Below are 25,438 nucleotides of genomic sequence, written 5' to 3' on the forward strand. Positions count from 1 at the left end.
GCTCGTCCGGCAGCGGGAGCCTGCGGCAGAAGCTCGCAAGAACCTTCTCTTTGATTAAAGCATTTGGACTATCAGGCGGCCAATGGTCCGAATGTGGCGCGCGAGCAGGTGGCACGGCTTAATCGACGTTGCGCGCTCGCAGCCCGCGTTTAGCATTAGGCGGCGACCCTGACTGAAAAGCGATAGCAAGCCGCTAGGGCGCTCGTTCGCGAGTACAAATGGAAGAATTTGCAAGCTCCGCCAAAGTTTGCGAGTAATCACGGCATCACGGTGGGCTGCACCAGGTGGAGAAAGGTGCGACTGCTGCTGGACGCCGCAGCATGATCAACGAACGCGTCGGAATCTTCAACGTCGAACCCGAGCGCGGTTTGCCGCCTATGTGATTGCGCACCATGGGACCGCACGATAGATCGGTCTCACCGTTTCACTTTAGCATTGTGACGAACCGCGGGATGTGGCCGCTCGCGCGAGAAAGACGATTTGCAAAGGCGGCAAATTGTTTGCGCCGGCCGCAGCGACCCGCAAAGCATCAAGTCGGGCTGAACATTTTCCGGGACTCCTGTTCATTTAGCATTTTTCGATAGGTGGTTCGCGGACCACCTACGAGTACGTAGCGTACTATTCTGCGACAATTAGGATACATCTTTCGGCTGTAAGCGCAGGTCGGTCCGCTTCGTACAGCGATGGCACGCCTACGGCGAGCGAAATCTGCCAGACAACTGGTACGATTGACGAATGGTTGGTCGCAAGTAGCTGTTCAACGTTAGATTTTAGCGCGCCGCCGGTCTGCGGATTTCAAGGACGCTCAATGTCGTCGAGGATGACGTCCATGCTCGACGTTCTGTTCGAGGAGATATGAGGTGAAGCTCGATGAGGCTGCAGCAGATCGTGGTGACTGGCACGGATACCGGAATTGGAACGACGATTTTCTGCGCGGGGCTCACCAATCTCCTCGGCGCGAGCTATTGGAAACCGATTCAGGCGGGTCTCGCGGGAGAGACCGATACAGAGCTGGTCGCAAGGCTCGGCAGTCTCACATCCGATCGCATCGTGCCGGAGCTTTACCGCCTGCGAACTCCCACTTCGCCCCATCAATCCGCCGAAGTCGACGAAGTTCGCATCGACACGGATTCGCTCAATGTGCCCGATACCGGGGAGCGGCAACTTGTGATCGAGGGGACCGGCGGGCTGATGGTGCCGCTTAGCGGCAGCACACTTTACATCGACATCTTTGAGCGATGGCGGCTTCCAATCGTGCTTTGCGCAAGCACTGCGTTGGGAGCAATTAACCAGTCGCTGCTCTCAATAGAGGCTCTCCGAAAGCGTCACATCGACATTCTCGGAATAGCATTCGTTGGTGAAAAGAACCCGGAAGCTGTGAGGGCAATTTGCGAGATGGGCCGGGTGCGTTGGTTAGGGCGCTTGCCCTGGATTGCTCCTCTATCGTCAGACACGCTGCAGGCCGCGTTCAATGCTTCATTCCGTCGAGATGATTTCAAGCCATGGCGCTAAAGAAGAGGTCGCCGATCTGGCATCCGTTCACACAACACGCACTGCAAGACGAACTGATCAAGATCGTGCGCGGAGATGGAGCTCATCTCTACACGTCAGAGGGGCGCCGCATCGTAGATGCAATCTCCTCCTGGTGGGTCGTAACCCATGGCCATTGCCATCCAAATATTGTCAGAGCAATCCAGGAGCAGGCTGGCAAGCTTAACCAGATCATCTTTGCCGGATATTCCCATGATCCGGCCGAGGAGGTCGCGGCGCTGCTATTGAAAGTCGTGCCGCGTGGTCTCGACCATGTCTTTTTCTCCGATGGCGGTTCAAGCAGTGTGGAAGTCGCCTTAAAAATGGCGCTCGGCTATTGGCATAATATTGGCAAGCAGCGCATACGCATTGTCGTGTTGCAACATTCCTATCACGGCGACACGGTTGGGGCGATGTCGGTTGGTGCCCGCGGTGTATTCAACGTGGCCTATGGGCCGCTGCTGTTCGACGTGGCCTCGGTTCCGTTCCCAGAAAGTGGCCGTGAACAGGTGACTCTTGATGCGCTTGAGGCCGTATGTCGAAACGAAATTCCAGCGGCGTTTATCGTCGAGCCTCTCGTGTTGGGGGCTGGCGGGATGCTAATGTACCCCGCCTGGGTGCTCAAGGAGATGAAACGGATCTGCGAAGCATCTGAGGTTCTGTTTATCGCCGATGAGGTCATGACCGGTTGGGGCCGCACCGGGTCTTTATTCGCCTGCGAGCAAGCCAACATCACACCAGATATCGTCTGCTATTCGAAGGGCATCACGGGAGGTGCGCTTCCCCTCGCGGTGACACTTTGCCGCAGTGATATTTTTGATGCGCACTACTCGAAAGATCGGACGCGTACCTTCTTTCACTCGAGTTCATATGCTGCGAATCCGGTGGCGTGCGCTGCAGCAAAGGCCAACCTGGATCTTTGGCAAGACAGCGCATCTCGTGATCGCCTGGCATCAGTCGCCACTATGCAGGAGCGGGCGATCGAGCCATTCCGTAGGGATCCGCGCTTTGCAAACGTCCGCCGGACTGGGACGATCGCCGCGCTCGATCTGAAGGTGAGGGATACGGGCTATCTCGCGAACATCGGTCCGAAGCTTCAGGCCTTCTTCGAGGCGCGAAATCTGCTGCTGCGCCCGCTTGGTAACACCATCTACGTGATGCCGCCGTACTGCATTACGGCTTCAGATCTCGACGACATTTACACGGGCATTCGCGAAGCAGCCGATGCGTTGATTTGAAGGCGCCATGCGCATCGCAACGCGGGCTCTCGCAATTCCAGCGATCGGACGATGATGACGTTTTGAATCTCATCTCGGTACTCGTTGCGGCAAATGCTCTGCGCCCGCGTCTGGACGGCGACGATCTCCAAGTGCGCCAATGCAGTCATGAGACGATTTGCTGGGCGCCGGATCCGCGGGCCTTTGCTGCGCTATTCTTTGATGACACGGGATTTTGTGAAGTCAATCTCGCCGCAAACGACGTAGTTATTTGTTCGGGACGAGCAAGTCGATTTTGGCGGCATCTCTATTTCTCATCGAGATACGCCCGGTAGGCGAGGGCGATGCCATCCTCGAGCGAGGTGGTGGCACGCCAGCCGAGCCGGGCCAACCGGCTGACGTCGAGCAGCTTGCGCGGCGTACCGTCCGGCCGCGACGTATCGAAGCTGATCTCACCACGGTAGCCGACCGCAGCGGCAACCATGAGGGCGAACTCGGCGATGGTGATGTCCTCGCCGGTGCCGATATTGACCAGTTCGGGCGAAGAATAGGTCTTCATCAGATGGACGCAGGCGTCGGCGAGATCGTCGACATAGAGGAATTCGCGGCGCGGCGTGCCGGTGCCCCATACCGCGACGTTGCCGGTGCCCGAAACCTTGGCCTCGTGGAAGCGGCGGATCAGCGCGGCGACGACGTGGCTGTATTCGGGGTGATAGTTGTCGCCGGGGCCGTAGAGATTGGTCGGCATCACGCTGATGAAATCGGCGCCGTACTGGCTGCGATAGGCGTCGGCCATCTTGATGCCGGCGATCTTGGCGATGGCATAGGGCTCGTTGGTCGGCTCCAGCGCGCCGGTCAGCATCGAATCCTCGCGCAGTGGCTGCGGCGCCAGGCGCGGATAGATGCAGGACGAGCCGAAGAACATCAGCTTCTCGCAGCCATTGACGTGCGCTGCCTGGATCACGTTGCTCGAGATCGCCAGATTGTCGTAGAGAAACTCGGCCCGCAGCGTGTTGTTGGCGACGATGCCGCCGACCTTGGCGGCGGCGAGGAACACGGCCTGCGGCCGTTTCGCGGCGAACCAGGCGTTCACCGCGCCCTGGTCGCGCAAATCGACCTCGCCGCGCGACACGGTCAGCAGATCGGCTTGCTCGCGCGCCAGCCGGCGCATTAGCGCCGAGCCGACCATGCCGCGATGGCCGGCGACGAAAACCGTCTTGCCCTTCAGCTCAAACGCCGTGCTTGCCATTGGCCGCATCCTGCCTGGCCTCGACGAGATCGCTGGCGACCATTTCCTTCACCAGTTGCGCGAACGGCGTCTTCGGCGCCCAGCCGAGCTTGGCCCGCGCCTTGCTGGCGTCGCCGATCAGTAGATCGACCTCGGTCGGGCGGAAATAGGCCGGGTCGATCTGCACCAGCGTGTTGCCGGACGCCTTGTCGACACCGATCTCCTCGACGCCCTTGCCGCGCCATTCGATGCTGCGGCTGACCTCGGCAAACGCCAGCTCGACGAACTCGCGCACCGAGCGCGTCTCGCCGGTCGCGAGCACGAAATCGCCGGGTTCGTCCACCTGCAGGATCCTGTGCATGCCCTCGACATAGTCGCGGGCGTGGCCCCAGTCGCGCTTGGCATCGAGATTGCCGAGATAGAGCTTGCGCTCGAGGCCTGCCTCGATGCGGGCGACGGCGCGGGTGATCTTGCGCGTCACGAAGGTCTCGCCGCGGATCGGGCTCTCATGGTTGAACAGGATGCCGTTGCTGGCGAACATGCCATAGGCCTCACGGTAGTTCACCGTAATCCAGTAGCCGTAGAGCTTGGCGACGCCATAGGGCGAGCGCGGATAGAACGGCGTGGTCTCCTTCTGCGGCACCTCCTGCACGAGCCCGTACAGCTCCGAGGTCGAGGCCTGGTAGAACCGGGTCTCCTTTTCCATGCCGAGAATGCGGATCGCCTCCAGCAGGCGCAGCACGCCGATGGCGTCGGCGTTGGCGGTGTATTCGGGGCTCTCGAAGCTGACCTGGACGTGGCTCTGGGCGGCCAGATTGTAGATCTCGGTCGGCCGGATCTGCTGCATCAGCCGGATCAGATTGGTCGAATCGGTCATGTCGCCGTAGTGCATCAGGAACGGCACATTGCCGGCGTGCGGATCCTGGTAGAGATGGTCGACCCGCGCGGTGTTGAACGAAGATGAGCGGCGCTTGATCCCATGCACGGTGTAGCCGAGGCCGAGCAGATATTCGGCGAGATACGCGCCGTCCTGCCCGGTGACGCCGGTGATCAGCGCAACGCGCCGCTTTGAATCGTGAGCCGTCATTGCCTTTCCAGTCGTGCGAACAGGCATCCTGGCATCGTCATTTGGAATTAATTTTCGAGAAGGTCCAGATAGGGCCCGCTATCACATTGAGGGGAGCGATACTTCACCTAACCATACACACCATATCCGCAAACACATCATATACATTGATTTATATGGCATTGCAGAGCCGGAACATTTGTTCAGACGTTAGGAGCTAGGACATCGCGGTTAGCGCGCCACAGGCAAGCATGCAACAAACGTATCTGAGTGCACATGCGTTCGAGGCCGTATCAAAGCGACGTGATCATGATGAAGAAAGCCTCTAATACGAAGTCGGCGTGTGGCGTTGTGTTCCGCCGCGGGCCACTGTCACCGGTATGCCGTTCGGCAGGATATGCTGCGGGCTGCACCTTGATGCATACGGACGTGCTGCTCTTCGATACATGCGCTAGCCATGGGACCCAAGTCATTTCCAGTCACAGGCTATCATAGCCATAGAATGTGGTCAGGGAGCTATCTGACCCGCCGTATCCGTCGTAGCGGCATTGTCGCGCGGCCAAATCCGCAGCAAAAAATTCTTCGGAATCGGGCGCGCGCCGGATTGTTTCGGCTTTTGCGGCCTGCGTCTGCATTCGGCGAGGAGTGCGTTCCTCAGAATCGGGTTGGGAGTAGTGGCGCGTCACTCCGGCAGTATGAAATGAAGTCTGCGAGACCGTCAAAAACAGCTTGAATCTCACGCAGCGTTAGGTTGTAGGCTTGAAATCATGCCTAAAGCGGCGCGCCGGCGACAATAATTCGTGGCGGGTCAACACGTCACGCCTCACTTGCGATCCGTACCTCGAGCGCAGCAAGCGACGGCCGTCGTAGCCAAGTTAAAGGGGCGAGTTGCTCTCGAGCGGTTGTTGCCTGCACCAGATGGTCGGAAGCGGATTGGGAGTTGCCACGCGAGAAGATCTCACTGGCGAAAGAAAGCTAGCGTGCTTCGTTATGTCGGGCCTCTGCTCGGTATGACGAATTGGTCAGAATCATGGAAGCCGTCTTGGCCGGCGCGGCGCGAAGGTAACAATCTCACGATCAGTGAGGCAGACCGCGATGAATGCATCGTCTGTTGCGGATGAACATCTCAAAACTGTGCTGCGCTAGCTCAGTGCCTATCAAGAGAAAACAGACCTTGCTCATTCATCGCGATTCGTTCTCATGCACCTTGTTGCTGGCTCTTATGGCGTCATTGTCGGCGTTTGGCGTTGACATGATTGCCCTAAGTCTGCCGGCGACAGGAATTAACCTCGGAGCGACGGCAAGCGACGTCGTTGTGGCGATGAGCGCCTATGTCATGAGTTTTGGAATGACGCTTCTCGTTTGCGGACCGATATCGGATTGCTTCGGCCGTAAGCCAATCGTTTTAGGCGGTTGCGTACTCGTGGTATTTGCCGGTGTGGGGTGCGCTCTCTCCAACTCCCTGTCACTATTCCTGTTCTTTCGCACGCTCCAGGGTATCGGTGCTTCTGTTACCGGGATTGCTGCGATCGCAATTGTGAGGGACCTCTTCAACGGCGAGACCGGAAGGGTACAGATGACCAACGTCGTTCTGGCAATCTCCGCTGTTCCGATGGTTGCACCAATGGTTGACATTGTCATTCCAGCACACGGTTTACGGTCCCTCTACGTCGTGCCTATCGCAGGAGCATTGATTCTGCTCGCGGCGATGTCGTGCTTCAGAGAAAGTGCCGCAGTCCATCCAAGCGTTGGATTCGATCCTGCGACGATCGTCCGAAATTATCGTCGCGTGCTGCGTCACCCGGTCTGCGTCGGAAACATCCTTTGCAATGCGGCTGCGGCTGGAGCCGTATTCGCCTCCGTCACTGGATCATCGCTGTTCTTCTCCAACGTTTTCGGTCCCAACGCTTATGGTACGATCGTTGGAGCAAGTTCGCTGTCGATCGTGATAGGTGCCTGGCTCAACAGGAGCTTCTGTGGCCGCGGTGCATCGTCCGCGCAGCTGCTTGCGGTCGGCCTCACACTCTCGACCATCATGGGAATATCTTTGCTTCTCATGGCATTGGTGGGAGACAAATCGACTGTTTTTGTGGTGTTGATGTTGGTGGGTGTCGGGTCTTCATTCGGCTTGATTTCGCCGTACGTTATCAGCGAGGCAATGCGGCCTATGCCAGAAATCGCAGGATCTACGAGCGCGGCACGAGCATTCGCACAGATGGCAGGCGCCGCATTGTCCAGCGCCTTGGTCGTCGGGCTCTTTGACGGGCATTCGCTGCTTTCGACGGCAGTGGTAATGCTTGCTTTTTCGTTATTGGCGGTAGCCGCCTACGTTGGTGTCGTTCTTCCCGCCAATGTGTCGCCGTGGTCGGCCCAAATGCAAGCTCGATTCAAGAGGAGAAACCGTGATCTCCCATAAGTTCAAACCGGTCTTGTTGGACCGCTACGGGTGTACGTTTGGGGCAGGTTGAGGTCTGACCAGCCGCCCGCGCAAGACCCGGCGCTCCTCCTGATCAATGGTTGGACAGGTGACCACGGCATCTTCTCGCTACAGCTCGTCCATTTCGCGCAGAGGCGGCGGTGGACCGTGGCGGTCAATCTTCGGACATGGCTTCAGTGACGCCCCGAGGTGTATACCGTCGCAGGGTTTGCCGACGATATCGCTTTGGCAATGCGCTGAACTTGAGCTGCTCAAGGCAGCGTTTGCGTGTGTCTGCGAGAAGTACACGGCCGGCGCCTTTCCGCTAGCAACGAGAAAGGGTCCTTAGGACGTGGCCCTCTTTTGCGCGGTAGCGTTGGCGTCGGTGGAAGCGGTTACAAACGCTCGTATAGTTCTTCAAACTTTTCGATATCGGGGCATTACCTCCGTACAATTGAGCCATCGTTCTCTCTTGACCTAGTCTCGCTCCTATCGAACTAACGCAGCTTGCATCAATCTTGGCATCACCCTCCTTAAGGGCTGGATCCTGCCAAAAAAGCGATTCAGATACGCATGACGAGACGCATAGCGGGTTGAGTCACGTCACTCAGCCGCAGAAGATATCCGGAGAGAAGATGAGAAGCGGATTGTTCTTGAGAGATCTGACGAGAGGACAATGAATGGCGCTTGACGGGGCACTGGGCAAGGTGAGGGGGGCTGCGATTATGAAGTTCTACAGCAGGATAAGCGGTTCGTCGCCCTCGATCGAGTCCCGTCCATCTCAAGGGCCAGCCGACTTGCAAGACGTATCCACGCAGCCTGTTCAATGCGACGATCACCATCTTCCTTCGCGAAGGGGCTGGTTACGCGCGTTCGTCAAGACTTGCCTGAACGTTCGGCTCACCTGGGATTCGCTTTCGTCTGCTGCCGTATCTCCGCTTAGCCAGCGGTGGGTCGCCAAGCAGCGGTGAAGCTGATTGAGCTTAGATGGCTAAAATGTTCGATCTAGCTCGCACTTTGCGTGACGCTGATGGATGGACGGAGAACATCCAGCCCTAGTCCATCCGCGCCAGGCCTCCACAGCGAATCCGCCATCAATTTATTGTTCTGTGGTTCTGAAATCATCGTCGTGGTTTGACGTGGGGGCGCATTGATCGGCATGTGTGGAGTTATTGGCATCCTAGGTCGTGGTCCGGTCGTCGGACATTTGGTCGAGTCACTCCAGCGGCTAGAATATCGCGGATATGACTCGGCAGGCATCGCCACACTCGAGAACGGCTACCTCGAGCGCAGGCGTGTCGAGGGCAAGCTGAAACGCCTTGCGGAGAGGTTGCATCGCGATCCACTGTCGGGTCACGCTGGCATTGGCCACACGCGCTGGGCCACCCATGGCAAGCCCACCGAGCGCAACGCACATCCACATATGGCGGACCACGTTGCAGTCGTTCATAATGGAATCATTGAGAATTTCCATGCGCTACGTGCCGAACTGAAACAGAACGGCGCGGACTTTGCTTCCGAGACCGATACCGAGGTGGTGGCACATCTCGTCGAATCCTACTTGAAGAATGGCTACTCGCCGCAGGACGCGGTGAAGGCTTCGTTGCCGCGGCTGCGCGGTTCCTTCGCACTGGCGTTTCTGTTCAAAGGCCACGAGGACCTCATGATCGGCGCGCGCAAGGGATCGCCGCTTGCGATTGGATATGGTGATGGCGAAGTGTATGTAGGGTCGGATGCTATTGCGCTTGCGCCATTCACCGACAGCATCATCTACCTTGAAGACGGCGATTGGGCCGTGCTTACCCGTGCCAACGGCGTCATTTATGACTCGAGCGGCAGCATCGTCCACCGCGAAGCGTCAAGCCATGGCACGTCGTCGCTCTTGGTCAATAAGGCGAATTATCGTCACTTCATGGCCAAGGAAATACACGAACAGCCGGAAGTGGTTGGGCAGACCCTGGCGCACTATGTCGATATGGCTCGCGGGCGCATAGAACTGCCTTTCGAATGGCCGTTCGACTTTACGGCCATACAGCGCATTTGGATCACGGCTTGTGGTACGGCGAGCTATGCCGGCCAAATTGCCAAATACTGGTTCGAGCGACTGGCGCGCGTGCCGGTCGAGATCGATGTGGCCTCGGAGTTCCGCTATCGCGAAGCGCCGTTACGCAAGGGGGATCTCGCGATCTTCATCTCGCAGTCCGGGGAGACCGCCGACACGCTAGCCGCGTTGCGCTACGCCAAGGCACAGGGGCTGCACACCATCTCTGTGGTCAACGTCCCGACGTCGACGATCGCGCGCGAGAGCGAAGTTGTGCTGCCGACCTTGGCGGGGCCGGAGATCGGCGTTGCTTCGACCAAAGCCTTTACTTGCCAGCTGATGGTGATCGCGGCGATTGCGGTCGCAGCGGGCAGAGAACGAGGCGAACTGTCCGAAATCGATGAAATCAAGCTAGTCAACGAACTGATGGAAGTTCCGCCGCTGATTGCGGCAACGCTGGCTATCGAGCCGCAGATCGAGAAGCTCGCGCATGATATCGCCAAATCGCGTGATGTGGTCTATCTCGGCCGCGGCACGTCGTCTCCGCTAGCGATGGAGGGCGCGCTCAAACTGAAGGAAATCTCCTACATTCATGCAGAGGGCTATGCCGCCGGCGAGCTCAAGCATGGTCCGATCGCGCTGATTGACGAGGCCGTGCCGGTGGTGGTGATCGCGCCTTACGATCGGCTCTTCGAAAAAACCGTCTCGAACATGCAAGAGGTTGCGGCTCGAGGGGGTAACATCATCCTGATAACCGATGCGAAGGGGGCTTCGGAAGCTGCAATGGGGTCTATCGCAACCATTGTTCTGCCCGACATGGCTGCAACCTTTACGCCGATGGTCTATGCTATTCCGCTGCAGCTTTTGGCCTACCACACGGCCATCCTGATGGGCGTGGACGTCGATCAGCCACGCAATCTCGCGAAATCGGTAACGGTCGAATAAGCAGATAGTCGCCGAAGTGCTCCTGGCGGTTTGTGCATGTCGCTCGGCGTGCATGCCGGCAAAGCGGCGCTCGATCAGATGCAGGATAGAGCTGACGGCTTGTTGGCTCAGCTGCCGCCGCCGCGGTGCTTCTGCAGTGCGGTATCAAGGCACTTGATCAACGTATGTGCGGTGAAAGGCTTCGCCAAGAACCCGACGGCCCCGGCACCCAGCGCAGCGGCACGAACCCGGTCATTTGGAAATGCCGTGATGAGGATGAAAGGCGCGTCGTAATTCTGAGCTCGCATCTCTGCGATCAGATCCAAGCCGTTCATCACCGACATCTGCACATCCGTAATTACACAGGACGTCTCGTCCAGCTGAGGCGATTCCAGGAACTCCTTGGCCGACGCAAATGTATGGACAATGTAGCCGCGCGACCTGAGCTGGTTCTCTATCGCAGCCCGGACTGAGGCGTCATCATCGACAACGGAAATCAAAGGCGTGGACAAGACCAGCCCTCCTGACCCTAGAAAGCGCTTGCCGATAGCATCAGCACCTTGGAAGATAAAGTGGGCATGTGGCGCGAGCTTGTAAAATCATACTTAGGTTTGTTCGCTGCGGTTGGCATGAAGTCCGAGCTTCTCAGCCATTCTGATCAAATCGGCGAGCGAGCGCGCACGCATCTTTCTCATTACGTGCCCCCGATAGATCTTGACGGTAATCTCGGCGAGCCCGAGCTCAGCAGCTATTTGCTTGTTCATCAGGCCAGTAGCGACCAGCTTCAATACCGCTTTCTCGCGTGGGCTTAAGGTCTCGAACAAAGATCGCAGATTCGCGACTGTCTGCTCGGCCTCACGTCTCTTGCGATCCCGTTCGGTCGCCGCCACCACCGCATCAAGAAGTTCCTGCTCGCGAAACGGCTTGGTGAGAAAATCGACCGCTCCCCCCTTCATAGCCCTGACGCTCATTGGAATGTCGCCATGGCCGGTGATGAAAATAATCGGAATGCGAATGTTCGACTTTGCCAGCTCAGCCTGGAACTCGAGCCCGCTTTGTCCCGGTAGTCGGATGTCAAGAACCAGACAGCTGACAACGTCCGGAACGTTGTTCTGCAGCATTTCGTGGGCTGATCCGAAAGTCACCACGTCCAGTCCAACTTGTTGAAAAAGGTTTGTGAGCGACCGACGCATCGAGGCGTCATCCTCGACAACGAACACGGTCGCACTTGTCGGCTCCGTAGCCGTCCTGCTTTCTCGCGGCGAATCAAAGCGCCCACTCACGATACAGCCTCCTTATGCAAGGGCAGAACAAATTGGAAGGTCGCGCCCGGCCCTTGCTTGCGGACGACTGACAGGCGCCCTCCATGGGCTTCCACAATGGAACGGCAGATCGACAGGCCCATTCCAAGACCACTCTCTTTGGTGGTGAAGAACGGATCCAAGATGCGGTTCGTATCATCCTCGGCGATCCCGACGCCGCAATCAGTCACCGAGAGTTGCACCCGGCCCATATCATCTAGGGATGACTGAATCGTGAGTTCGCGCGTGCGGTCATCAATCGTTTGCATGGCTTCGATCCCGTTCATCACGAGATTGATGATCACCTGCTGCAGCTGAACCCGGTCGGCCAGAATCGCGGGAAGCGTCGGCGCCAACTCAGTCCGCAAGGTGACTTGGTGATTGGCCAACTCGCGTATCACCAGCGCGATGGCGTCCTTGACGACGTCGTTGATATCGATTGTGACCATCTCGATCTCGCCTTTCTTCGCAAGTGCCCGGATGCGGCGGATCACTTCGCTTGCCCGGATCGCGTCTTCGATGATCCACTCCACCGAGCTGCGCGCAGCAGGAAGGTCAGGTGTCTTTCGACCCAGCCAACCGAGGCACGCATCGGCGTTGCTGATGATGGCGGCGAGCGGTTGGTTTACTTCGTGGGCGATGGAGGCTGTCAGCTCCCCAAGCGTCGTTACGCGCGTCACATGCGCTAGCTCCGCTTGGGCCTTCCTCAGCTCTTGTTCGGCCTGATCTGCCCGAATCATCGCGGTGATGTCGGTGCTGACACCCCTGTAGCCAAGAAAGTTGCCGCTTCCGTCAAAAAAGGGCTTGCCGCTGGTCCGGACGTAGGTCGGACAGCCGTGCCGGTTGACGGTACGGTAGATCAGATCTCGAAATGGGAGATGTGCGTCTAGCGTCGCCTGATGTTGTCGCCACTTCTCGGGTTCTTGTTCGACATCGCGCGCAATTTCTCGGCGGGGTAGGCCGATAACCCCTTTCGCCACGACGCCCGCGGTGCTGGCGTGCTCCAAGAATTGGGTAAGCAGGTGGTCTGGTCCGGTTTCCCATAACCAGTCGGACGCCGTTTCGGCGTAGTCGCGAAAGCGCTGCTCGCTTTCGCGCAGCGCGGCAAGGGTGTTTTCTAACCGTTCCCTGGCTGCGTGTTGCTCGGTGACGTCCATATGCGTTCCGATGAGCTCGACGGTGGAACCATCGCTTCCCACCACGGCGTGCGCAATTGCGTGTATGTGCCTTGTCGCGCCATCGGGAAGGAGGATTCGAAAATCATACTCGAAGTTCCCTGTCTTCTGTTCGATGGCCTGACGCTGCACTTCCTGATGCAGCGGCAAGTCGTCTGGATGGATACGCGACCGGATGGCCTCAAGCGATACAGGTTCGTCCGGGTCGAAGCCAAACAGACGGCTGACTTCGGCGGAGCGGTACGCAAAACAGCGACGGTTGCAGTCCCAGCACCAGGTGCCCATATGACTGAGCTGCTGTGCGTCGGCCAGATAGGCTTCGCTCCGGCGCAGCTGTTGTTCCGCCTGCTTTCTTGCCGTGATGTCCGTCGCCGCCCCGACAAACTCGATATCGCCAGACCCGGTTCGCGTGGCCCGTGCCAGCGCGTGAATGTGCTTTACCGACCCGTCGGGCATCAGCAGTCGGTATTCGTGCTCGAAATCCTGGCCTTGAGACGCTCGATTCAAAACGTCTTGAACGGAAGCCTTATCTTCGGGGTGGGCGCGGTCAAGGACGAACTGCGGCGTCGGTTTGGTCTCAGGGTCGTATTCGAAAATACGAAAATTCTCCCTGGACCAAAAGACCTCGCCGGTGGAGACGTTCCAGCCGAAGCTTCCGGTGTGGCTCAATTCCTGCGCCTGAGCCAGGTGGGCTTCGCTCCGCTGCAGAGCAAGTACAGTCCGCCTTCGTTCAGTGATATCTTCGCAAGCGATGAGGACGATGGGCTTGTCATCAGCCCACAGCATGGCTTTGGCGTTTTCGCGCGCCCACAGCACCGAGCCGTCCTTCCTCACCTTCTCGATATCCCAGGTGTGCGATTGGCCGATAATTGTAAGGCACTCTCCTATGCATTTGCGGACAGCCTCGCGATCTTCGTCCCGAAAGAACTTCAGCACGGATAGGCCGACTATTTCCTCGGGCGCGTAGCCGAGTTGTGTCGCACCGAAGGTGTTGACGTTGAGGACCGTTCCGGCTTCATCGACCATGAAGTACATGACCGGATTGTGCTCAAAGATCGCGCGCCATCGTTTCTCGCGGTCACGCAAATCGGCCTCGCTGTGCCGTAACTTGGCTGCGATCTCACGCGCAGTCTCCCTCTCGTGGCGAACCTTTCTGATCAGCTGCGTTCCGACAATTGATGCCGTAAGGAAAGCGACAAGCACAAGAAGGTCTTGGGGGTCGTCAATCCGGAGACTGAATGTTGGTGGCGTAAACAAGTAGGCCAAAGCCGCGACGGAGAAGATAGAGAGCGCGGACGATGCGATGAAGCTACCCATCAGCGAAAACAGCAATATCACCACCAGATAGGCAAACGCTGTCGCCGCGAAGTGGCTGTGAACGTATACGGAAGTTAGCGTCACCGCCGCCAGCGTAATGCTACCGAAAGCAAGCTGCGCTACTGAATGTCCGAACTTGGTGAGCTGGTTATACATCTTGCAGCCGTCCGCCATTCTCTGGCGGAAGAGGTTAACATATTGGGCAAAAATGCGGCAATTCCTTTCGCCCCGAACAGCACTTTGGGGGCGGTGCCGAGAACGGTCGGCGGTCACTGAACTCAGCATGAGCCGAAGGAAGGCGCATTACAAACGTTCGTATAGTTCCTTTAAACCTTTCAACATCGAAGCTAACAACCGCGCCCGAGCTATGCGCCTCGAGGTTTTTTGCCCGCATCTCCACTCCACTGCGATCGTTTGCTGGAGCGGATCGTCGTGGACTGGCCTGCTGTAAACGCGTGTTGTACAGGCGCCTAGGGCGTCGCGCAGATTGATGCTTCCGTCACAGCCGAGAGGAGTTGATCAGTTGGTCGCCGACTGGGCTTTGAGTGCTTCCGAGCGTGGCGAGGTTCCGACTACAATCCGAGACAACCATCCGAAGTCGCGCACAATGAAGCGAACGGTCATTGCGATGACAACGATTGACACCCCAAGCATGCCGGCAACGGAGATTCTGGTCGAGATATCCCATTGTTCTCCAAATCGAACGAAGTCCATGAGGCGAAAAACAGTGCCCTGGAGCAGGTAAAGAAGCAGCGTGCTCTGGCCAAGCTCCACCGCGATAAAACGAGCTATTCGATTTGAGGAACTGAGTTTCCAGAGCTGAGCGATTATTTCAAACGCGATCCAAGAGGCCGCTGCAGAGCCAGCGAACATCAGCAACACTTGCTCAGCCGAAGCAACGTCGTGAATCAGGGCGAGATTGTTGTAGACGTAAGTCTCTTTGCTCCAAGCAAGAAAGCACGCGCAAGCAATTGCAGCGGGAGCGAACATCAGGAGGATTTTGTTGCGTGGAAGAAGGCGTGTCTGACGTTCGGTCGACTGGGAGAGCAAGAATCCGAGGCAGAAGAATGGGTAAGTGTATCTAAGCAACGGCGCTATGGAAAAGGTGACGGGCATGACTGCGACAGCAAATGCAGACAGGCATACAATCCACATCGATAGGCGACGAAAGATCGTCAGAAGACCCTTTACGATAAGGAAAGAAGCAAAGGTCGCCCATATAAACCAGTAAGAACCAACTAGATCGTTCAAGAAGTCTCCGCCAACTATGCTGCCCGAGGGCAAAAGCACCGCAACTTTGACCGACTCCAAAAGGGCCCACCAAAACAGCGTTGGCAGCAACAATTGTATTGCGCGCTCTTTGACGCTACGAGCGAATGATTTTCCAAGGAGGGCTCTCGAAGACAGATATCCGCTTATCGCCATAAAGAGAGGCATATGAAACATGTAGATCGACTTGAAATACGGCGAATCCCAATAGCCATTGTCTCGGTAGATGACGTATTGCAGCAAATGTCCAATGATCACCAAGATAATGAGTATGCCTTTGGCAAAGTCAAAGCGTAGATCTCGCTTGTCTGGTCCGGCCGCGTGTGAGCCGTGGCCAGCCGATGGAGTTGCGTGATAAAGCATAAAGCCTCTAGTTTGGTTGCGCCGCAGTACCGTTCCGGGACTATCCGTTCCTTAAAGATAGTTGTGCGGCCTCTAGGCAGACGACTTTGCATCAAGGGGTTTACTCAGACCGTCTAGTGGTGTCCACGGCCTTGTAGGCCCGCGGGAAGCCAACGAAATCCTCGTGTGTCGCCCAAAACGTCAAGTCCGGCCGGCGCTGCGTCACGCTGCATCGTCTTAAATGATTGCGCCTGGCGAGTAGATGCGGCGCTCGCGTCGAACAGGCGAGGTCAATTGTGGTGGCGTCCTGATCGTCCAGGCGCGGATTACGCTTTCGTTTGTCTGCAGGTTGTCACCCATTCGATTGAACTAAATTGAGCATTCCGCCATGGGGCTGGATCGCTTCTTCCTGCCTGAATGTGCGTTCAAGGTTCCCGCCTTGCGCCGAGTAGGCCAATCGCATTCTCTTTCTCGGGCAGCAAAGCCACAGGGCTCGGTGGCCATCCACCGCGCATGAAGATAACCGCGATAGCGGCTCTACGAAGAGCTGGGGTGACCACCGAGCCGTTCCGAAATCAATTTTGGTCGTGCTTCAGGAGCCGCGTGGCGATTTGATCAAGGCGTGATCCATAGTCACGGATGTCCCTGAACGCGCTGCGTCGCTCCGTGCCCGGAGGAAGGCGAACCGTTACCTCGACTAGGGTAAGGAACTGCTCGAACAGGCTGTCTAGCTCGCGAAAGTTCACCTTCTATCCTTCTAAAGCTACGGGGAACACAGAGAGGTGCGGACGACCTCCGCACCTCATCCTTTCGTGGATTTACAAAAATCCGATGGAAATCCATGGCACTGCAGCCACCACAATCGTGCCGAGGAGCAAAGCCAATATGTATGCAACGATCGGGCCAATGCCTTCGTCAGGATGAATTCGGCTGATGGCGCACGCCGCGTAGTAGCCGACGCCAAATGGCGGCGCGAAAAGCCCAATTCCCATGGCGAGAACGACGACCATCGCGTAGTGGACCTCATGCACGCCGACTTGACGCGCAATGGGAAAAAGCAGCGGGCCAAACAGCACAATGGCAGGAATGCCTTCGAGTACGCTCCCCAAGGTAACGAAGGCAATGATTGTGACGATTAGGAAAACCGGCACACCACCCGGCAAGGAGGTCATGAGCTTCGCGAGCGAAGCCGAGAAGCCCGACTGGGTTAAAGCCCAGGCCATTCCTGTCGCCGCACCAATGATGAAGAGGATCGCGCCGGAGAGAGCCGCGGTCTCAACCAACATCGGATAGAGGCGACGCCAGTCAAACTGGCGATAGATGAGAAGCCCAGCCAGCACGGAATAGACAATGCCTATCGTCGAGACCTCAGTGGCAGTTGCGACCCCTTCGACAACCGCGGCGCGGATCACAAAGGGCAGGGCGATAGCGGGAATCGCAATCAGGAACGCACGACCAATTTCTCGGCTCGTCGCTCGCTGAACATGGGACAAGTCCTCCCCACGGTATCGCCACCACACGACCGCACACAGCCCGATTGCGAGCACGATTGCTGGTAGTAACCCGCCGGTGAACAGAGCCGCAATCGACACGCCGGTCACCGATCCGATCGTGATCAGCACCAAGGACGGCGGGATCGTCTCGGTTTGAGCGCCGGTGGCCGCCAGGAGCGCGACGAGGTCGCCACGCTTTGCGCCGCGCTTGGTCATTTCGGGGAAAAGCACGGGCGCCACTGCCGCCATGTCGGCTGCCTTGGATCCCGAGATACCTGAGACCAAGTACATCGCACCGACCAGCACATACTGGAGGCCACCCCGAACGTGGCCGAGCAGGCTGGCAAGGAACCCGACCATGGCGCGGGCCATGCCGGTCATTTCGATCAACAAGCCGAGAAACACGAACAGCGGGACCGCGAGCAGAATGAGATGGCTCATGCCTTCGTCCATGCGGCCGATCACGACCACGTCGGGCGTGCTCGTGGTAAGTGTTATGTATCCGATGGTCGCCAAGCCGAACGCGAAGGCGATCGGCACCGCCGCGAAAACCATAGCGCCGACGATGAACACGAAGAAGATCAGCAAGTTGAGATTGCCGAGCGGCTTTAAAACCGGCGCCATGAACGCGAGAACCCCGATCAGCGCGGCGACGGCGGCCACGGCCGCCATGAGATGCTTGACATTGGCCGTGGCCACCAATCTCAGGGTCGCGACGATCAGCATTAGCCCAATTCCGACGGGAAGGGCGGCGGCGCGCCAAGTGTTGACAATTCCCAGAGCGGGAGTGGTCACATACACCTCGTCGGCCGCGAACTCGTATGCCGGGTGGACGACCAGCAGCAGGAATGCCAACGATGCGGCCGTCGCGAAGACGTCCAGGAATAGCCTCGCTTCCGGACGGATCATGCCGATGATCGCTGTCATCCGCATGTGTTCGGCTCGTTGGAAAGCAATGACCGATCCCAGCATCGCGAGCCATAGGAACAGGATGCCGGCAAGTTCGTCCGACCAGACGATCGGCGCGTGGAGCATGTAGCGGGAGATGATGCCGACAAAGAGGACGATCACTTCCGCAACGACGAGGAGTGCGGCAGGGATGGCGACGACAGGCTTGAGCGCCCGGTTCACGCTCACGACAACTTTTCGCCATCCGGAGGCTGGTTCTGGCAGGGCTAGGGTCGCCCCTTCTATGTGTCCGTGTTCCATGGCGCTCACCCAAGCTTGCCAGCGGCTTTCTCGAGTTGCGCCCAGGCTTCTTCACCGAACTTGGCTTTCCAGTCGGCATAGAAGCTCGTCTTAGCCAGCGCCTGGCGGAAGACCGATTGGTCGACTTCGATGAATTGCATCCCCTTTGCGGTCAGATCGGTGCGCAGCGACTCACTGAGCTTTGCGATGTCAGCTCGCTCATCTTCGGCCGAGCGATCGAACTCGCGCGTCACGATTGCCTGCACGTCCTTTGGAAGCTTCTCGAAGGCGCGTTTGTTGCCGAGGATCCAGTAGTTGTCCCAAACATGACCCGTCAGACTGCAAGTTTTCTGCACCTCGTACAGCCGCGCGGTTGCGATGATGGGAAGGGGATTCTCCTGACCGTCGACGACCTTGGTCTGCAACGCGGAATAGACCTCATTGAAGTTAATTGGCGCCGGTCCTGCCCCGAGCGCAAGGAACAGCGAGGTCAGATTGGGGGCGGCGGGTACCCTGAGCTTGAAACCCTTGAGGTCCTCCGGCGTCTTGATCTCTCGACCCGACGACGTGATATGGCGGAAGCCGTTGTCCCAGGGCTTGGAGACCGTCATGATCGGTGTCTTGGCGATCTGCGCCCGGATGTAAGCACCGAGCTCAGCATCCATGGCTTTCCAGACCGCATCGTAGTTCGGAAAGAGGAAGCCCAGATTCACGATCCCGGCGGCCGGCACGAGGGTGGCGAGGATTAGGGAAGACAGGTTGAAGAACTCAACGCTACCGTTGCGGACCTGCGTCAGCAGATCCGTATCCGAGCCGAGCTGATTGGCCGGAAAGAGATTGATTTCCAAGCGCCCGCCTGTCGCTTCCTTGATGCGATCGGCAGCCTCCTTGGCTCGAACATTCACCGGATGTGTCGGATCCTGCCCGGTCGCCAGCTTGTAGGTAAACTCCGCCGCCGCAGCCGGGCGGCTGAGTACGGCGCACAACGGAACGGCAGCGCCGGCCAGGAGCAGCTTGCGACGAGTTATGGCAATCGGTTTGCGTTGGGTCATTGCTTCCTCCCTGTTATGAATCGGTGTCCCATCGGCAGCGGCACTTGTCTGCAGCTTCGGATGGTTCTCGGGCACCGGCCGTCAGGCATTAGCCATCGTTCTCCGCAGTGATGCCGCGTAGGCGATGTTTCCTCAGGCGAACTTGACGAATGGCGCTGCGCGCTTAGCGCAGCCAGCCCTTGATCTGCCTTGCAACTTCGGCAGTGGAAATGCCGTAACGATCATGCAGCGTAGGAAGCGCCCCAGCGGCAAGAAATTCGTCGGGCAATGCGATCTGGCGGAAGGTCGGATGGACGCCGGAGCGCATCAAAAATGCCGCAACTGCCTCTCCGAGGCCGCCGATGACGGTATGGTTCTCCGCGACGACGACGAGGCGGGCGGGCTTGCCCGCTTCGCGCAAGATCGCCTCGTGATCGAGAGGCTTGATCGTCGGTACGTGCAGCACGGCCGCATCCACGCCGTCGCTGGCGAGCTCCTTTGCGGCTTCCAGCGCCCTCATGGTCATGATTCCAGAGGAGATGATCAGGACTTCCCGACCGTCGCGGATGAGGGATGCCTTGCCGAGCTTGAATCGATAGTTGTACTGGTCCAGCACAAGCGGCACCTGACCGCGCAGCAGCCGCATGTACACCGGCCCATGATGCGCGGCGATGGCGGGAACAATCTGTTCGATTTCATGAGCATCGCAGGGATCGATCACGGTCATGTTCGGCATGGCGCGAAACAGGGCGAGGTCTTCCGCCGCCTGGTGGCTCGGGCCGTAGCCTGAGGTGAGGCCGGGCAACGCGCAGACGATTTTCACGTTGCGGTCTTCTTCCGCAATCGTCTGATGGATGAAATCGTACGCGCGACGGGACGCGAACACCGCATAGGTCGTAGCAAAAGGCATGAATCCTTCAGCCGCCATGCCCGAAGCTGCACCGTAAAGCAGCTGTTCCGCCATACCCATCTGATAGTAGCGATCGGGGAACTCTTTCGCAAAAATGTGCAGATCAGTGTACTTGCCGAGGTCGGCTGTGAGTCCCACGACCTCGGGGCGGCTTCGGGCCAGCTCGACGAGTGCGTGACCGAACGGTGCCGGCTTCGTCTTTTGGCCCTCGGCCGCGATCGACGCGATCATCGCAGAGGTGGTAAGCCGCGGTTTCCCCGGGGAAGCTGAGATTGACGAATTCATGACCTGTCTCCCGCATCAAGTTCTGCCAGCGCCAGTTTCCACTCGTGCGCCTCGACCCGAATGAAATGGTTCTTTTCGCGCTGCTCCAGGAATGGAACTCCCTTTCCCATCAGTGTGTCAGCGACGATCACGCGCGGTTGCGGTTCGGTGTGCGAACTCGCCGCGTCAAAGGCCGCCACAACGGCGTCGAGGTCATTGCCGTCGACCCGGCGTACAAACCAGCCGAACGCCTCTAGCTTTTCGACCAACGGCTCGAATCCCATCATCTGCTTCGAGGGACCGTCAGCTTGCTGGTTGTTGACGTCGATGATCGCGATCAGATTGTCGAGCTTGTGGTGTGCAGCTGACATCATCGCCTCCCACTTTGAACCCTCGTCGAGCTCTCCGTCCGAGAACAGCGTGAAGACGCGGCTTTTGGAGCCCTTCCGCTTCAACCCGAGGCCCATGCCGACCGCAATACTCAGTCCGAGCCCCAGGGATCCGCCGGACATTTCCATGCCGGGCGTGTAGGAGGCCATGCCAGACATCGGAAGACGGCTTTCGTCGAAGCCGTAGGTCTCGAGTTCGGCTTCGGGGATGATGCCGGCCTCGATCAGCGCGGCGTAAAGTGCGATGGCGTAGTGGCCGTTGGAAAGAAGGAAACGGTCGCGATCTTCCCAAGTGGGTTCCTCGGGCCGGTAGCGCATCCCGTGAAAGTATGCGACCGCCAGCACGTCGGAGATGTCGAGCGCCTGCGCGATATAACCTTGGCCTTGAACTTCGCCCATGCGTAGGGCATTGCGGCGAATGTTGCGCGCGCGCTGCAAAAGGGTCGGCGCAGTAACAAGCGTATTCGTGGACATCATTCTCTCCGTCGCTGCCCTTAGTGAATGAGCATCCCGCCATTGACATCGATGACGGCGCCGGTGACGTAAGCGGAAAGATCCGAAGCGAGAAACGTGTAGATTCCCGCGACATCCTTCGCTTCCCCCAGCCTTCCGAGTGGAATGCCTTCCAGAATCTTCGCTTTCATTTCGTCTGTGAGCTTGCCGGACGTGATGTCGGTGCCGATCAACCCCGGTGTGACGCAGTTGACGCGAATTCCATCGGCGCCAAATTCCCGCGCCATAGCCTTGGCAAGCCCAAGGACGCCCGCCTTTGCCGCCGAGTAGTGTGGACCACCGAAAATGCCGCCACCGCGCTGGGCCGATACTGATGACATGCACGCAATCGATCCGGCCTTGCGCTTCTGCATGTGCGGAATCACGGCCTGAGAGAGGAACAGTATGCCCTTGAGGTTGACGTCCTGGATTCGGTCCCAGTCGCCCGGCTTGATGTCGAGGAATTTCACCGGCTGGGTAATGCCGGCGTTGTTGATCAAGATGTCGATCTGACCGAAGTCGCCGGCGACGATTTCGACTGCCTTCAGGCAAGAGGCCTGGTCGGCGACGTTGCAAGCAACTCCGATATGGGCGTCGCCAAGGCCTTGCGCGGCGGCTTGTGCGGCGGACCCGTCGATATCGAGGATGGCTACCCGAGCGCCCTCTTCGGCAAACCGTTTGGCGGTCGCGAGCCCAATCCCGCGGAGCGAAGCCGCACCTGTAATAATAGCTGTTTTGCCGCGAAGCAGCATTCGATCCTCCCTGTATCTATTCTTCCAGGCGCTGCGATAGGCAGACAGTCCTCTTGATCCAATTCCTAGGTCGGAGGCGCTTTCGGGACAAACGCGCTGTTGTCTTGGATATGTGAATCTGGTTCACTTATGGGCATGTTGTTGTCGAGTATCCCGATCTCGGCTATCCGAGCCTTCGAAGCGGCTGCGCGCACCGGCTCCTTCAGCAACGCGGCCGACGAATTGCATCTGACGCCGAGTGCAGTCAGTCATGCGATCCGTAAGCTGGAAAGCACGATGAGCACTACGCTCTTCGAGCGAAGTGCACGTTCTGTTCGGCTAACGCCAGCAGGCGAGAACCTGATGCGTCATGCGGGAGCGGCTTTTGACAATCTGCGGCGTGGGATCGAAGAGGTTGCCGGCCGGGGGCCGCAGCTTTTGAGGGTGCATTGTGCTCCAAGTTTTGCAGCTCAATGGCTAGCCCCACGCCTGACGAAGTTTCTCGCCGCCGAACCGCAGCTTGAAGTGCGGCTTGCCGCCAATACCGAATATGCTCGTTTCACCAACGACGACTTCGATCTCGACATCGTCTACGGACCGCCTCGTAGCGAGGGTGTCGATGTGATCCCGCTCGGCGAAGAGACTGTCACCCCGCTTTGCGCCCCTCAGGTTGCCAAGAAGATCCGCAAGCCAAAGGATCTATTGAGCCAGGTGCTCATCCGCTCGGACGTGAAGCAAGTGCAGTGGCATCAATGGTTCACTGCGAACGGGCTCGAGCCGCCTGCCATTCACGGGATGCGCTTTGATCGTAGTTTCCTGGCAATAGCTATGGCTTGTGGCGGCGTCGGCGTAACCTTGGAATCAACTCGTTTGGCCGAACGTGAAATAGAATCTCGTCGCTTGGTGGCGCCGCTGGTCGGTCGTTCTACTGATATCCGCTATGTCGGCCACCATCTCGTCTTTCCTCGCGCCGGGCGTCAACGTCGCGCCCTCCGCACCTTCGTGGATTGGATCACGTCAGAGCTCGCGCAGACGGACAACAAGGGTTAATTCGAACTGAGCTCCCGATACCGCCAGCATGCTGCGTTCTCGTTGTCCAATCCGGCGATTTCGGTTCTGGCCCGTCGAACCAATAGGCGGCCTTTCAGAGCTCCCGCGCCGAAATGAAGGGGCTGAGCGGGCGACCGCTAGTAAGCTGTCGGCCCTTATTCCGAGTCCGTATTTGTCGATGGAATGAAATGCTTGAAGGGAAAGGTCTGGCTTTTTTCGGCTTGGCGTCCTTGAGTTCATGCTTATTGCCACACACAGATGCCCATGACCTACCACCTCTTATGTTTGTCATGCTGCGCTCTTTTCTTCCGCTTTGGCGGCTGTATTCTCGAGAACGAAGGGCGCGCGCACGCCCGCGCTGAATGCTTCTGCACATTCGAGCGCCTCTTTCACGCGCGCGGATGGGTCAGTCCATTCGCGAGTTGAGCGAAGCGAGCCGAGCGCGATCAGGTCGCCGCAGCCGCAGGCGTCAAAGCCGTGTGACGACTCCGCGACTTGAAAGTCATCCAAAATACGGAAAAGGCGGCCAGAATACCCCACCAAAAAGCTGCCGCCCTTCTCTGCCCCCTCTCTAGTGCGCGCAAATCCGCCCTCTTTCATCCGCGCGCGGGCGGCGTCGATAAAGTCAGTGACCATATAGGTCATCACGTCGATACCGACGCGCCGTGCCGGCGGATGAAATTTGAATGCGAGAAGTTGGCCATGCGGAACGACGACGTGAAGCCCATCACGAAATCGCCATTGCGAAAAACCTTGCGGTCATTGCGGACCACAAGCGCAAGACGCTCCGCGTTGACGCCAGCGCTATCCCCGCCGATGAAGACTTGGCCTTTGTCAACAAGGCCGACGATGCAGGTCATTCAAAGCCCCCAGCTAGGTGTAGTGGGTGCGTGCGCTAAACGGATAAGCATGCTTGAGTTTGAGGGGTTCTTCAACCGTTTCGCTCCAATAAGCTGATCGGTCTTCGCCCGTGTACTGGACTTGAACGATCTTCCCATTCTGATTTTGTGAGCCGAAGCTCCGCGCTATCCTGTCCCACATGGTTTGGGGCTCGCCTCCCCCCTTGAAATGGTAGTAGCGCGGTTCGCGTGATTGAGTATCCAGACGTGGCGTACAACAGCGCGAGCCGTCGCCATGCCAGGCGGTTGGTAGCAAGCCACAAACGGCACAGCGCCGCCCGCTTAAAATACTACGGACGGCGCTGGCACCGCGCACCAGGAGGGAGAGCAAAATCCTGGCCCATTTGATGGCGCTCAAATCACGGAAAGGATTCGGAAACGCTATTCCGTATGACTCCGGGACGCGAAACGCGCGATCGAAGCGGCGGCAGCGTGGAGATGCGCCTGTCCGATATCGAGCCGAAGTTCAGATGCACAGTCTGTGGTCAGTGAGGTGCGAGCATTCGATCGGTTGACGTGCCGAATGCCTCGTGAGGGCATGATGCGGCAGGCACCGGCGCCGGTAGTCGAAAATCCTGATCTTCCTATGGTCATTCATGCGGTCTAGTGATCATTCATGATCATCCCGGTACATTACGAGGCTCTGCGCCACCTGAACTCCCTTGCCATCAGCTTGACCAGCGTCCGCACCCACGGCGACGGAGGACTCGGGAGCAAGGTCAAGGCAAGCTTCCGCGCCAGCGACCGCACCTACGGTGCACGCCGGGTCTTTCGTGACCTGCTTCCCCCCAACAGACGACGCCCGCATCTTGTCCTGGCGGTGCTCGGAACAGCGTCGTCGTCAGGTTCTCGACAGCTATCGTCCATAACTGGATCTCCAAAAAGGGAGCATAGCTGCCGATCGCAAGGAAGGAACATGGAGGGCGGTTGGGGTGCTCGGATGCGGCATGTTGGGACGTTCACAGCGTTTTCTGATGGGGCTGTGACGCTGCCGACTCGATTCCCAAGCAAATCACAGGTTTCAGATAGGCCTATATTCCGAAAGTGAGAACGAATGGAGTTCCGGTCAACCAACTGGACGCGTCAGCAATCGGGCAGCGCCGGTCCGCAAGAGAGCTCACGGGGGGGCTCCGTCCGCAGATTCGGCGGCCTTTGAGCAGCAGCT

At 58.2% G+C, this 25,438-nt stretch carries 18 protein-coding genes; 5 read left to right on the top strand and 13 right to left on the bottom strand.

Going from position 1 to position 25,438, the window contains the following annotated elements; translation table 11 throughout:
* The first annotated feature begins 870 nt into the window (after positions 1-870).
* Together bioD and AC628_RS01535 are read left to right on the top strand one after the other, a co-directional pair.
* Positions 871-1,512 (top strand): dethiobiotin synthase, encoded by a 642-nt coding sequence (bioD, locus tag AC628_RS01530; protein ID WP_074125009.1) that lies wholly within the window; start codon positions 871-873, stop codon positions 1,510-1,512.
* Complete coding sequence (locus tag AC628_RS01535) at positions 1,503-2,768, top strand: adenosylmethionine--8-amino-7-oxononanoate transaminase (RefSeq protein ID WP_074125010.1); 1,266 nt, start codon at positions 1,503-1,505, stop codon at positions 2,766-2,768. Before bioD ends, AC628_RS01535 begins: the two co-directional genes overlap by 10 nt.
* A 286-nt stretch (positions 2,769-3,054) precedes the next feature.
* On the opposite strand, the gene fcl is transcribed toward AC628_RS01535, so the two are convergent.
* Together fcl and gmd are read right to left on the bottom strand one after the other, a co-directional pair.
* On the bottom strand, positions 3,055-3,996 hold the full coding sequence (gene fcl, locus AC628_RS01540; protein ID WP_283806529.1) for a GDP-L-fucose synthase: 942 nt from the start codon (positions 3,994-3,996) through the stop codon (positions 3,055-3,057).
* Positions 3,977-5,062 carry a GDP-mannose 4,6-dehydratase gene (gene gmd / locus AC628_RS01545; RefSeq protein ID WP_074125012.1) on the bottom strand — a complete coding sequence of 362 codons (1,086 nt, stop codon included), beginning with the start codon at positions 5,060-5,062 and terminating at the stop codon, positions 3,977-3,979. Before gmd ends, fcl begins: the two co-directional genes overlap by 20 nt.
* 1,078 nt (positions 5,063-6,140) lie before the next feature.
* Between gmd and AC628_RS01550 the strand changes: the two genes are divergently transcribed.
* Complete coding sequence (locus AC628_RS01550) at positions 6,141-7,457, top strand: MFS transporter (protein WP_083632522.1); 1,317 nt, start codon at positions 6,141-6,143, stop codon at positions 7,455-7,457.
* 1,159 nt (positions 7,458-8,616) lie between these two features.
* Positions 8,617-10,443, top strand: a complete 1,827-nt coding sequence (gene glmS / locus AC628_RS01555) for a glutamine--fructose-6-phosphate transaminase (isomerizing) (RefSeq protein ID WP_074125025.1) — start codon at positions 8,617-8,619, stop codon at positions 10,441-10,443.
* Between the two features lie 107 nt (positions 10,444-10,550).
* Here glmS and AC628_RS01560 read toward each other — a convergent pair whose 3' ends face one another.
* The 9 genes from AC628_RS01560 to AC628_RS01600 all read right to left on the bottom strand — a co-directional run bounded on the left by AC628_RS01560 (position 10,551) and on the right by AC628_RS01600 (position 22,345).
* Positions 10,551-10,934: a response regulator transcription factor gene (locus tag AC628_RS01560; protein WP_074125014.1), complete on the bottom strand. Its 384-nt coding sequence runs from the start codon at positions 10,932-10,934 to the stop codon at positions 10,551-10,553.
* Positions 10,935-11,027: 93 nt separating this feature from the next.
* Entirely contained in the window at positions 11,028-11,705 is a 678-nt protein-coding gene (locus tag AC628_RS01565; protein ID WP_074125015.1) for a response regulator transcription factor, read from the bottom strand.
* Positions 11,702-14,371 carry a PAS domain S-box protein gene (locus AC628_RS01570; protein WP_074125026.1) on the bottom strand — a complete coding sequence of 890 codons (2,670 nt, stop codon included), beginning with the start codon at positions 14,369-14,371 and terminating at the stop codon, positions 11,702-11,704. Before AC628_RS01570 ends, AC628_RS01565 begins: the two co-directional genes overlap by 4 nt.
* A 363-nt stretch (positions 14,372-14,734) precedes the next feature.
* Complete coding sequence (nolL, locus tag AC628_RS01575) at positions 14,735-15,847, bottom strand: nodulation factor fucose acetyltransferase NolL (protein ID WP_074125016.1); 1,113 nt, start codon at positions 15,845-15,847, stop codon at positions 14,735-14,737.
* 797 nt (positions 15,848-16,644) lie between these two features.
* The gene (locus tag AC628_RS01580; protein WP_074125017.1) at positions 16,645-18,528 is read right to left on the bottom strand and encodes a TRAP transporter large permease; all 1,884 of its coding nucleotides are present in this window, start codon (positions 18,526-18,528) and stop codon (positions 16,645-16,647) included.
* A gap of 5 nt (positions 18,529-18,533) precedes the next feature.
* Positions 18,534-19,559 (bottom strand): TRAP transporter substrate-binding protein, encoded by a 1,026-nt coding sequence (locus AC628_RS01585; protein ID WP_074125018.1) that lies wholly within the window; start codon positions 19,557-19,559, stop codon positions 18,534-18,536.
* Between the two features lie 163 nt (positions 19,560-19,722).
* Entirely contained in the window at positions 19,723-20,733 is a 1,011-nt protein-coding gene (locus AC628_RS01590; RefSeq protein WP_074125019.1) for a transketolase family protein, read from the bottom strand.
* Positions 20,730-21,575 (bottom strand): transketolase, encoded by an 846-nt coding sequence (locus AC628_RS01595; RefSeq protein WP_502689525.1) that lies wholly within the window; start codon positions 21,573-21,575, stop codon positions 20,730-20,732. The genes AC628_RS01590 and AC628_RS01595 overlap by 4 nt, the downstream gene beginning before the upstream one ends.
* 20 nt (positions 21,576-21,595) lie before the next feature.
* Entirely contained in the window at positions 21,596-22,345 is a 750-nt protein-coding gene (locus AC628_RS01600) for an SDR family NAD(P)-dependent oxidoreductase (RefSeq protein WP_074125021.1), read from the bottom strand.
* 138 nt (positions 22,346-22,483) lie between these two features.
* Between AC628_RS01600 and AC628_RS01605 the strand changes: the two genes are divergently transcribed.
* Positions 22,484-23,374: a LysR substrate-binding domain-containing protein gene (locus AC628_RS01605; RefSeq protein WP_074125027.1), complete on the top strand. Its 891-nt coding sequence runs from the start codon at positions 22,484-22,486 to the stop codon at positions 23,372-23,374.
* 288 nt (positions 23,375-23,662) lie between these two features.
* Here the strand turns inward: AC628_RS01605 and AC628_RS45080 are convergent, their stop codons facing one another.
* Both AC628_RS45080 and AC628_RS45085 read right to left on the bottom strand, forming a co-directional pair.
* Positions 23,663-24,019: a hypothetical protein gene (locus AC628_RS45080; protein ID WP_245320977.1), complete on the bottom strand. Its 357-nt coding sequence runs from the start codon at positions 24,017-24,019 to the stop codon at positions 23,663-23,665.
* A complete protein-coding gene (locus AC628_RS45085) occupies positions 24,019-24,234 on the bottom strand; it encodes a hypothetical protein (protein WP_245320978.1) in 216 nt (71 codons plus the stop codon). The genes AC628_RS45080 and AC628_RS45085 overlap by 1 nt, the downstream gene beginning before the upstream one ends.
* Positions 24,235-25,438 lie beyond the last annotated feature (1,204 nt).

Origin of the sequence: Bradyrhizobium sp. NAS96.2, from assembly GCF_001908235.1 — a bacterium.
GTDB lineage: Bacteria > Pseudomonadota > Alphaproteobacteria > Rhizobiales > Xanthobacteraceae > Bradyrhizobium.

Bases quoted from the DNA above. Each gene is read 5' to 3' on its own strand.
- bioD (WP_074125009.1), top strand. From the start codon at position 871: ATGAGGCTGCAGCAGATCGTGGTGACTGGCACGGATACCGGAATTGGA.
- AC628_RS01535 (WP_074125010.1), top strand. From the start codon at position 1,503: ATGGCGCTAAAGAAGAGGTCGCCGATCTGGCATCCGTTCACACAACAC.
- fcl (WP_283806529.1), bottom strand. From the start codon at position 3,996: ATGGCAAGCACGGCGTTTGAGCTGAAGGGCAAGACGGTTTTCGTCGCC.
- gmd (WP_074125012.1), bottom strand. From the start codon at position 5,062: ATGACGGCTCACGATTCAAAGCGGCGCGTTGCGCTGATCACCGGCGTC.
- AC628_RS01550 (WP_083632522.1), top strand. From the start codon at position 6,141: ATGCATCGTCTGTTGCGGATGAACATCTCAAAACTGTGCTGCGCTAGC.
- glmS (WP_074125025.1), top strand. From the start codon at position 8,617: ATGTGTGGAGTTATTGGCATCCTAGGTCGTGGTCCGGTCGTCGGACAT.
- AC628_RS01570 (WP_074125026.1), bottom strand. From the start codon at position 14,371: ATGTATAACCAGCTCACCAAGTTCGGACATTCAGTAGCGCAGCTTGCT.
- nolL (WP_074125016.1), bottom strand. From the start codon at position 15,847: ATGCTTTATCACGCAACTCCATCGGCTGGCCACGGCTCACACGCGGCC.
- AC628_RS01580 (WP_074125017.1), bottom strand. From the start codon at position 18,528: ATGGAACACGGACACATAGAAGGGGCGACCCTAGCCCTGCCAGAACCA.
- AC628_RS01585 (WP_074125018.1), bottom strand. From the start codon at position 19,559: ATGACCCAACGCAAACCGATTGCCATAACTCGTCGCAAGCTGCTCCTG.
- AC628_RS01590 (WP_074125019.1), bottom strand. From the start codon at position 20,733: ATGAATTCGTCAATCTCAGCTTCCCCGGGGAAACCGCGGCTTACCACC.
- AC628_RS01595 (WP_502689525.1), bottom strand. From the start codon at position 21,575: ATGTCCACGAATACGCTTGTTACTGCGCCGACCCTTTTGCAGCGCGCG.
- AC628_RS01600 (WP_074125021.1), bottom strand. From the start codon at position 22,345: ATGCTGCTTCGCGGCAAAACAGCTATTATTACAGGTGCGGCTTCGCTC.
- AC628_RS45080 (WP_245320977.1), bottom strand. From the start codon at position 24,019: ATGACCTATATGGTCACTGACTTTATCGACGCCGCCCGCGCGCGGATG.
- AC628_RS45085 (WP_245320978.1), bottom strand. From the start codon at position 24,234: ATGACCTGCATCGTCGGCCTTGTTGACAAAGGCCAAGTCTTCATCGGC.